General features: G+C 64.8%; 8 protein-coding genes and 1 pseudogene. 8 read left to right on the top strand and 1 reads right to left on the bottom strand.

The window, feature by feature from the left end; genetic code table 11:
- Positions 1-130: 130 nt before the first annotated feature.
- From fliF to Q7T45_RS12180, 5 genes and pseudogenes are all read left to right on the top strand, one after another.
- Complete coding sequence (gene fliF, locus Q7T45_RS12200; RefSeq protein WP_304871033.1) at positions 131-1,747, top strand: flagellar basal-body MS-ring/collar protein FliF; 1,617 nt, start codon at positions 131-133, stop codon at positions 1,745-1,747.
- A 1-nt stretch (position 1,748) separates the two neighbouring features.
- A pseudogene (gene fliG, locus Q7T45_RS12195) lies at positions 1,749-2,828 on the top strand (flagellar motor switch protein FliG); the annotation flags it as partial.
- 2 nt (positions 2,829-2,830) lie between these two features.
- The gene (locus tag Q7T45_RS12190; protein ID WP_304871035.1) at positions 2,831-3,466 is read left to right on the top strand and encodes a FliH/SctL family protein; all 636 of its coding nucleotides are present in this window, start codon (positions 2,831-2,833) and stop codon (positions 3,464-3,466) included.
- Positions 3,463-3,813 carry a flagellar motor switch protein FliN gene (fliN, locus tag Q7T45_RS12185; RefSeq protein WP_304871031.1) on the top strand — a complete coding sequence of 117 codons (351 nt, stop codon included), beginning with the start codon at positions 3,463-3,465 and terminating at the stop codon, positions 3,811-3,813. Before Q7T45_RS12190 ends, fliN begins: the two co-directional genes overlap by 4 nt.
- 57 nt (positions 3,814-3,870) lie before the next feature.
- The gene (locus Q7T45_RS12180; protein WP_304871029.1) at positions 3,871-5,250 is read left to right on the top strand and encodes a sigma-54-dependent Fis family transcriptional regulator; all 1,380 of its coding nucleotides are present in this window, start codon (positions 3,871-3,873) and stop codon (positions 5,248-5,250) included.
- Positions 5,251-5,360: 110 nt separating this feature from the next.
- Here the strand turns inward: Q7T45_RS12180 and Q7T45_RS12175 are convergent, their stop codons facing one another.
- Positions 5,361-5,516 (bottom strand): hypothetical protein, encoded by a 156-nt coding sequence (locus Q7T45_RS12175; RefSeq protein WP_304871027.1) that lies wholly within the window; start codon positions 5,514-5,516, stop codon positions 5,361-5,363.
- Positions 5,517-5,798: 282 nt separating this feature from the next.
- Between Q7T45_RS12175 and Q7T45_RS12170 the strand changes: the two genes are divergently transcribed.
- The 3 genes from Q7T45_RS12170 to Q7T45_RS12160 all read left to right on the top strand — a co-directional run bounded on the left by Q7T45_RS12170 (position 5,799) and on the right by Q7T45_RS12160 (position 8,437).
- Positions 5,799-6,182, top strand: a complete 384-nt coding sequence (locus tag Q7T45_RS12170; RefSeq protein WP_304871025.1) for a hypothetical protein — start codon at positions 5,799-5,801, stop codon at positions 6,180-6,182.
- A 173-nt stretch (positions 6,183-6,355) separates the two neighbouring features.
- Entirely contained in the window at positions 6,356-7,651 is a 1,296-nt protein-coding gene (locus Q7T45_RS12165; RefSeq protein WP_304871023.1) for an O-acetylhomoserine aminocarboxypropyltransferase, read from the top strand.
- A 3-nt stretch (positions 7,652-7,654) separates the two neighbouring features.
- Positions 7,655-8,437 carry an alpha/beta fold hydrolase gene (locus Q7T45_RS12160; protein ID WP_304871021.1) on the top strand — a complete coding sequence of 261 codons (783 nt, stop codon included), beginning with the start codon at positions 7,655-7,657 and terminating at the stop codon, positions 8,435-8,437.
- Positions 8,438-8,721: the final 284 nt, after the last annotated feature.

Here is an 8,721-nt window from a genome sequence, read left to right as displayed (position 1 = left end):
GGCGAAGCCGATTTTTTTCATGTTGAACTTTTGCCACGGCTCTTAACCTTCGTTAACCATATCGAAACCATCCCATAGGCAATAATTGCCCAGTCGGCTCCCGGGGGCCGAATCTAGGGGCGGATTGGTTTTGCAGGGTCTGGTAGCTTTCCTGAAGGGTTTGGGCGCTTCGCGCCTGCTGGCGATGGTCGCGGTGACAACCGCGCTGATCGGCTTCTTCGCCTTTGTCATCATGCGCGTCACCACGCCGCAGATGACCACCCTGTTTACCGACCTCTCGACCGAGGACTCCTCGGGAATCATCAAGGATCTGGAACGCCAGGCCATTCCCTTCGAGCTGCGCAACGAAGGCGCCCTCATCATGGTGCCGAAGGACAAGGTCACCCGGCTGCGCATGAAGCTCGCCGAGGGCGGCCTGCCCAAGGGCGGCGGGGTCGGCTACGAGATTTTCGACAAATCCGACGCGCTCGGCACCACCAGCTTCGTCCAGAACATCAATCACCTGCGCGCGCTGGAGGGCGAACTGGCCCGCACCATCCGCGCCATCGACCGCATTCAGGCCGCGCGCGTCCATCTGGTGCTGCCCGAGCGTCCGCTGTTTTCGCGCGAAACGCCCGAACCGTCGGCCTCGATCGTGGTGCGGGTGCGCGGGGCGCTCGAACCGCAGCAGATCAGGGCCATCCGCCACGTCGTCGCCTCCGCCGTCAACGGCCTGAAGCCGCAGCGGGTGTCGATCGTCGATGAAGCCGGTCAATTGCTCGCCGACGGCGCCAAGGGCGACGCCGACAACGCCATCGGCGACGAGCGCCGCGCCGCCTTCGAGAAGCGGATGCGCAACCAGGTCGAGGCGATCATTTCCTCGGTGGTCGGCGCCGGCCGCGCCCGGGTCCAGCTCTCGGCCGACTTCGACTACAACAAGATCACCCAGACCTCGGACAAGTACGATCCCGAGGGCCGGGTGCTGCGCTCGAGCCAGACCCGGGAGGAATCCTCCGCTACCGCCGAAAACGGCGGCCAGGTCACCGTCAACAACGAGCTGCCGGGCAACCAGAACAGGGATGGCGCGGCGGTCGCGCGCGACCAGAGCAAGAAGAGCGAAGAGACCAACAATTACGAGATTTCCCGCACCACCAAGACCGAAGTGACCGAGGTCGGCCGGGTCAACCGCATCTCCGTCGCCGTCCTGGTCGACGGCAGCTACTCCAAGAACGAAAAAGGCGAGCAGGTCTATCAGGAGCGCAGCAAGGAACAGCTCGACCGCATCGCGACGCTGGTGCGCTCGGCGATCGGCTTCGACCAGAAGCGTGGCGACCAGGTCGAGGTCGTGAACCTGAAATTCGCCGAAGCGCCTGTCGTGCCGCCGGTGGCAGAGCCAGCCGGCCTGCTCGGCATGCTGCAATTCACCAAGGACGACGTGATGTACGTCATCGAGCTCGGCGTCATGATGCTGCTCGGCCTCGTGGTGCTGTTCATGGTGATCCGCCCGCTGGTCAAGCGCATCCTGGCTTCCGAAGAGGTCGCCGCGGCGAAGGACGGCGCGCACCCGGCGCTGACCGACGGCAGCGACGCGGTCGACGCCAACGGCCAGGCGCTGCTTACCAACACGACCGCACAGCTGATCGACGTCGCCCAGGTGCAGGGCCAGGTGCACGCCCAGTCGGTGCATCGCGTCGGCGAGCTGGCCGAACGAAACCCCAATGAAACCGCCACCATCGTTCGCCAGTGGCTATCGGAGCCCGCGGAGTAACATGGCCGTACCGCAAACCACCAACGCCGCCGACATCTCCACCGTCATCGCCAACCTGGCGAGCCGGCAGGCCAATCGTCCGCAGGGGCCGAAGCTGAGCGGCCCGAAGCGGGCCGCGATCCTGATGCTGGCGCTCGGCGAACAGTATGGCGGCAAGGTCTGGTCGCTGCTCGACGACGACGAGGTGCGCGAACTGTCGATGCACATGTCGTCGCTCGGCACCGTCGAGGCCGACGTGGTGGAAGACCTGCTGCTCGAATTCGTCTCGCGGATGTCGGCTTCCGGCGCGCTGATGGGAACCTTCGACGCCACCGAGCGGCTGCTGACGCAGTACCTGCCGTCCGAGCGGGTCACGGGTATCATGGACGAAATTCGCGGCCCCGCCGGCCGCAACATGTGGGAGAAGCTCTCCAACGTTCAGGAAGAGGTGCTCGCCAACTACCTGAAGAACGAATATCCGCAGACCATCGCCGTGGTGCTGTCGAAGCTGAAGCCGGAACACGCCGCGCGCGTGCTCGCGATCCTGCCCGAGGACATGGCGCTGGACGTGATCGGCCGGATGCTGAAGATGGAAGCGGTGCAGAAGGAAGTGATCGAGCGCGTCGAACAGACGCTGCGCACCGAATTCATGTCGAACCTGTCGCAGACCCGCCGCCGCGACGCCCACGAGGTGATGGCCGAGATCTTCAACAATTTCGACCGCCAGACCGAAACCCGCTTCATCACGTCGCTGGAAGAGGACAACCGCGAATCCGCCGAACGCATCAAGGCGCTGATGTTCACCTTCGACGACCTCGTCAAGCTCGACGCCGCCTCGGCCCAGACCCTGATGCGCAATGTCGACAAGGACAAGCTCGGCATCGCGCTGAAAAGCGCCAACGAGGACGTCCGCGGCTTCTTCCTCGGCAACATGTCGTCGCGCGCCGGCAAGATGCTGCTCGACGATATGGCGGCGCTCGGACCGGTGCGGTTGCGCGACGTCGACGAGGCGCAGGCGCTGCTCGTCAACCTCGCCAAGGACCTCGCCGCCAAGGGCGAGATCATGCTGACCAAGAACCGCGCCGACGACGAACTGGTGTACTGCTGGCCGCACCCGCAAAATTCCTGTTCGACATGGACTTCGGCGCCCCCGACAAGACGCGCGAGAAGCCGGCCACACCGTCGGAAATCGCCCAGAAGATCGCCGCCGCCGAGGCCCGCGCCTATCGCGACGGCTTCGATGCCGGACAGCGCGAGGCGAAGGCGGAAAGCGACCGCCGCGCCGCGCTGGCGCTCGAGGAGATCGGCATCGGCGTTCGCGGCATCGCAACGAATTTCTACGCCATCGAAACCCGGATGGAGACCGAAGCGGTCGACGTCGCGGTGGCGGTGGCGCGCAAGCTGTGCAGCGAACTGATTGCCGGCGAGCCGCTCGGCGAGATCATCGGGCTGGTCAGCGACTGCTTCTCGCATCTGGTGGCGACGCCGCATCTCGTGGTCCGGATCAACGATTCCCTCTACGAGGCCGCGCGCGAGCGGATCGAGCGGCTGGCGAAGCAAAGCGGCTTCGAAGGCCGCCTCGTCATCCTGGCCGAACCGGACATTCCGACCGGCGATTGCAAGATCGAGTGGGCCGACGGCGGCGTGGTGCTGGAGCGCGCGGCGATCGAAGCCAAGATCAACGAACTTGTCGGGCGCTACATTGCGTCCCGAGACCAGGCGACGAGGACTAATCCATGAGTGACACCGACGCACAGGTTCCGCTTCCCGACCTCAACTCCGCGGACGCACCGCCGCTCGATGACGTGGCCTATCTCGAAGACGAGCAGGCCTCGCGCATTGCCGCCGACCTCGAAGCGGTATTCGACGTGCCGGTCCAGGTTTCGGCGGTGCTCGGCCGCTCCAAGATGGATGTCGGCGAGTTGCTGAAGCTCGGGCCCGGCACCGTGCTGGAACTCGATCGCCGCGTCGGCGAAGCCATCGACATCTACGTCAACAACCGGTTGGTGGCGCGCGGCGAAGTGGTGCTGGTCGAAGACAAACTCGGCGTGACCATGACTGAAATCATCAAGGCGGAACGCGCCTGAAGGCGCTCATAACGATACGGCTCGAAACGAGCGCGAACGGACGAACAGGAGAACATCATGCGGCTTCTCATCGTTGGCACCCTGAAGGGCCAGCTTACGACCGCCACCAAGATCGCCATGGACAATGGCGCTTCCGTCACCCATGCGGAGAACCACGACCAGGCGATGGGCGTGCTGCGCGGCGGCAAGGGCGCCGACCTGCTGCTGGTCGACGTCGCCCTCGACATCCGCGATCTGGTGATCCGGCTGGAGGCCGAACACATCCATGTACCGATCGTCGCCTGCGGCATCTCCAATGACGCCCGCGCCGCGGTCGCGGCGATCCACGCCGGCGCCAAGGAATACATCCCGCTGCCGCCCGATCCGGAACTGATCGCGGCTGTCCTCGCCGCGGTCGCCAATGATTCCCGCGATCTCGTCTACCGCGACGAGGCCATGGCGAAAGTGATAAAACTGGCGCAGCAGATCGCCGGTTCCGACGCTTCCGTGATGGTGACCGGCGAATCCGGCACCGGCAAGGAAGTGCTGGCCCGCTACGTCCACACCCGCTCGCATCGCGCCAAGAAGCCGTTCATATCGATCAATTGCGCGGCGATCCCGGAGCATCTGCTGGAATCCGAACTGTTCGGCCACGAGAAGGGCGCCTTCACCGGCGCGATCGCCCGCCGGATCGGAAAATTCGAGGAAGCCACCGGCGGCACCCTGCTGCTCGACGAAATTTCCGAGATGGACGTGCGGCTGCAGTCCAAGCTGCTGCGCGCCATCCAGGAGCGCGTGATCGATCGCGTCGGCGGCACCCGGCCGGTGCCGGTCGACATCCGCATCATCGCGACCTCGAACCGCAACCTGGCCGACGCGGTGCGCGAAGGCACCTTCCGCGAGGATCTCTTGTTCCGGCTCAACGTCGTGAACCTGAAGATTCCGCCGTTGCGCGAGCGGCCGGCGGATATTCTCGAACTGGCGCAGCATTTCGCCAAGAAATATGCCGACGCCAACGGCGTGCCGCTGCGCCCGATTTCGGCGGAGGCGCGCCGCGTGCTGAGCGCCAACCGCTGGCAGGGCAACGTCCGCGAGCTCGAAAACACCATGCATCGCGCGGTGCTGATGGCGCAGGGCGACGAGATCGGGGCCGAGGCCATCCTGACCCCCGACGGCGACCGTCTCGACCTGGCGAAAACCGTGCCGGCGGTGGCGCACGCCACCTTCGCCGCCGAACAGGTGACCCGCGCACTGGTCGGCCGTACCGTGGCCGACGTCGAACGCGACCTGATCCTGGAGACGCTGAAGCATTGCCTCGGCAACCGCACCCACGCCGCCAACATTCTCGGCATCTCGATCCGCACGCTGCGCAACAAGCTGAACGAATATGCCGACGGCGGCCTGCCGATCACGCCCGCGGGGTCGGGCGACTATGGCCGCGTCGCCGCGACGGCGTAGCCCGGATCTCGCCACGTCATTGCGAGCGTAGCGAAGCAATCCATTCTTCACCTGCGCGGTGAGATGGATTGCTTCGCTTCGCTCGCAATGACGGCGATCGGCTGCTGGCGCTACGAATATTCAGGCGCATCCGGCCTGCGGAAAATGTGGATCGGTTTACCCGGCTGCAGGTCCTGCCCGGTGAACACGGCATAGGCGTACAGCGCGAGGTAACCGATCGCGAGCGCGCCGACGGCGTAGAATGCCCAGATCGCGACGCGCTTCATCGGGTCAACACGCGGCGCGGCGCCGGGCCCGCAAACGCCATGGCGATTTGAAGAAGTTTGCGTTCCAAGCGGGCAGTCCTGTTCGATTTCGACGGTGTGACTATAGGTGGCGGGCATTGCGGCCGCAAATGCCCAAGAGCCCGGCGAAAGCATCGGAGCCGGCGGGGTCGGCTCGAGGCCGGCGTCCGCTCTCCGAACCGCGCATGCCGGTCTGCCCGAATTTCAATATTGCCTCGCTCAACCCTTTGTTGCTAACATGAACTTAGCAACTTGAGAGAGATCATGGCCTTGTACGCACAGACCAGTGGTACCCAGCAGACCAACTCCGGCACCTTCGTACCGATACCCGGCCTCACTCTCACGATCCCCGAAGGCGTCGACGCGTCGGCCCTCGTCATCCTGAACGTGCCGATGCCCTACGCGGAGGGAAACAATTATCCGGGTGGTACCTTCGGCATTACGGTCAACGGCACCGCGTCGCCCGTGATAGCGAGCTTCACCTACAACGACCAGAATCCGGGAAGCACCGGCCGCATCCCGACGACACTGGTCGTGAGCGTGCCGCTGGTAAACGCGACGCAGACCGTTGCGGCGGTGTGGTACGGGGTGCGCGGCAGCACCGTCATCATCGACACCCCGGCGAGCCTCAGCGCGATCCTCGATTAGGCCGGATCGGCGCCGGCCGGTCGCAGCACCTTCAGATCCCACACAGTAGGCGGCGGGCGGAAGGCAGACTTCCGGTCGCGGCAAGGAAAATGGGCTAACAAGACAGGTGCTTTTATGGCACATGGTGCTGCCGTCCGGATATCAGGACGAACCGCACCATTTCCGAGATCGCCATGCCCGCACCCAAGCCGCCTGCCTTCGAGACCCTGAGCCTCCACGCCGGCCAGCGTCCGGATCCCGTCACGGGCGCACGCGCGGTCCCGATCTACCAGACCACATCCTACGTCTTCCAGGATTCCGAGCACGCCGCGGCGCTGTTCAATCTCGAGCGCGCCGGCCACATCTACACCCGGATTTCGAATCCGACGACGGCGGTACTGGAAGAACGGCTGGCCGCGCTGGAGAGCGGCGTCGGCGCGATCTGCACCGCGAGCGGCATGGCGGCGCTGCATCTCGCCATCGCGACGTTGCTCAATGCCGGCGACCACATCGTCGCCTCCGCCTCGCTCTATGGCGGCACCATCAACCTGCTGGCGCATACGCTGCCGCGCTTCGGCATCACCACCACATTCGTGAAACCGCGCGAACTGGACGCATTCCGTTCCGCGATCCAGCCCAATACCCGCCTCGTGATCGGCGAGACCATCGGCAATCCCGGCCTCGAAGTGCTGGACATCCCAAAAGTCGCCGCCATCGCGCATGGCGCCAGGATTCCGCTCTTGATCGACAATACTTTTGCCACGCCCTATCTCAGCCGGCCGATCGAGCTTGGCGCCGATATCGTGATGAACTCCGCGACCAAATGGATCGGTGGCCACGGCATCGCGATCGGCGGCGTGATCGTCGATGGCGGCCGGTTCGACTGGCGCGCTTCCGGAAAATTTCCGGTGCTGACCGAACCCTATGCCGGCTATCACGGCATCGTCTTCGACGAGCAATTCGGCCAGGCCGCCTTCATCATGCGGGCGCGCACCGAAGGCCTGCGCGACTTCGGCGCGTGCCTGTCGCCGACCAATGCGTTTCAATTGCTGCAGGGCGTCGAAACCCTCGGCGTCCGCATGGACCGCCATATCGCCAATACCCATGTGGTGCTGGAGGCCCTGACCGCCAACAAAGCGGTCGAATGGGTGCTGCATCCCTCGCTGCCAAACCATCCCGACCATGAACTCGCCAAGACGTTGCTGCCGCGCGGCGCGGGCTCGATCGTCAGTTTCGGCATCAAGGGCGGCCGTCCCGCCGGCAAGAAATTCATCGAGTCGCTCCGCATGATCAGCCACCTCGCCAATGTCGGCGACGCCAAGACGCTGGTCATTCACCCCGCCAGCACCACCCATCAGCAGATGGATGCCGCGCAACTCAAGGCCTCCGGGATCGGCGAGGAACTGGTGCGGTTGTCGGTCGGCATCGAATCCGCGGCCGACATCGTCGACGATCTCGGCCAGGCGCTCCGTATTTCGCAGAAGGCCTGAGCGATGCAACTCACCGTCAACGGCCTGGATACTTTCGTCGCCACCGGCGGCCGCGAATTCGACAAGTCGCTGCCGACAATCGTGCTGCTGCACGGCGCCGGTTTCGATCACACCACATGGGCGCTGCATTCCCGGTGGTTCGCGCATCACGGTTTTGGTGTGCTGGCGCCGGACCTGCCCGGCCATGGACGCTCGGGCGGCGCGCCGCTGGCGACCATCGCCGACATGGCCGACTGGACCGCGGCATTGCTCGATGCCGCCGGTGCCGCGACGGCACGGCTGGTCGGTCATTCCATGGGATCGCTGATAGCGCTGGAGACCGCCGCGCGGCACCCGGCCAGGGTGACCGCGCTGAGCCTGATCGGCACGGCCGCCACCATGACGGTCGGACCCGATCTGCTGAGGGCCGCCGAAGCCAACGACCATGACGCCGTCGACATGGTCTCGATCTGGGGCCTCGGTTTTCAGGCCGAACTCGGCGGCAGCCTCGCGCCCGGCCTGTGGATGCACACCGGCGCGCAGCGCGTGCTGGAACAATGCCGGCCCGGCGTGCTGTTCAACGACCTGTCGGCCTGCAACGCCTATCAGGGCGCACTCGCCGCCGCCGCACAGATAAAAGTCCCGGCCACGCTCATTCTCGGCGAACGCGACATGATGACCCCGGCGAAGGCCGGCAAGGCGCTGGCCGCCGCACTGCCGAATTCGCGCACCGTGGTGTTGTCAGGCGCCGGCCACATGATGATGGTCGAGCGGCCGGACGAATTACTGGCGGCGCTGCAAAGTTAAGCGGGGCTGTTTTTTGACGCGATTGCTTTACGCGATCTGCGTATCCACCCCGGATCGTGTCCGGGACGCCTTCGCTCGAAAACGCCTCAACTACGCAGTGACCCATAATTCTGCTGAGCGGACGGCTGGCCAAGTCCGCTATACCCCGATAGCCGACGTATTGTTGCATAGCAGCGAAATGACGCTTTGTGCCACAACCGGACTCATGCAGCGCAACAATCTTCCTGTTTTTTCTGTAATCGTAGGCTCACATCGAACGATCAATGCGCGAGTTGGGATTCGGC

The sequence above is a fragment of the Bradyrhizobium sp. genome (genome assembly GCF_030646015.1).
In the GTDB taxonomy this organism is placed as follows: Bacteria; Pseudomonadota; Alphaproteobacteria; order Rhizobiales; family Xanthobacteraceae; genus Bradyrhizobium.
The sequence above is the reverse complement of the archived record's forward strand: the minus strand, read 5'-3'. Positions and strand labels throughout refer to the sequence as shown.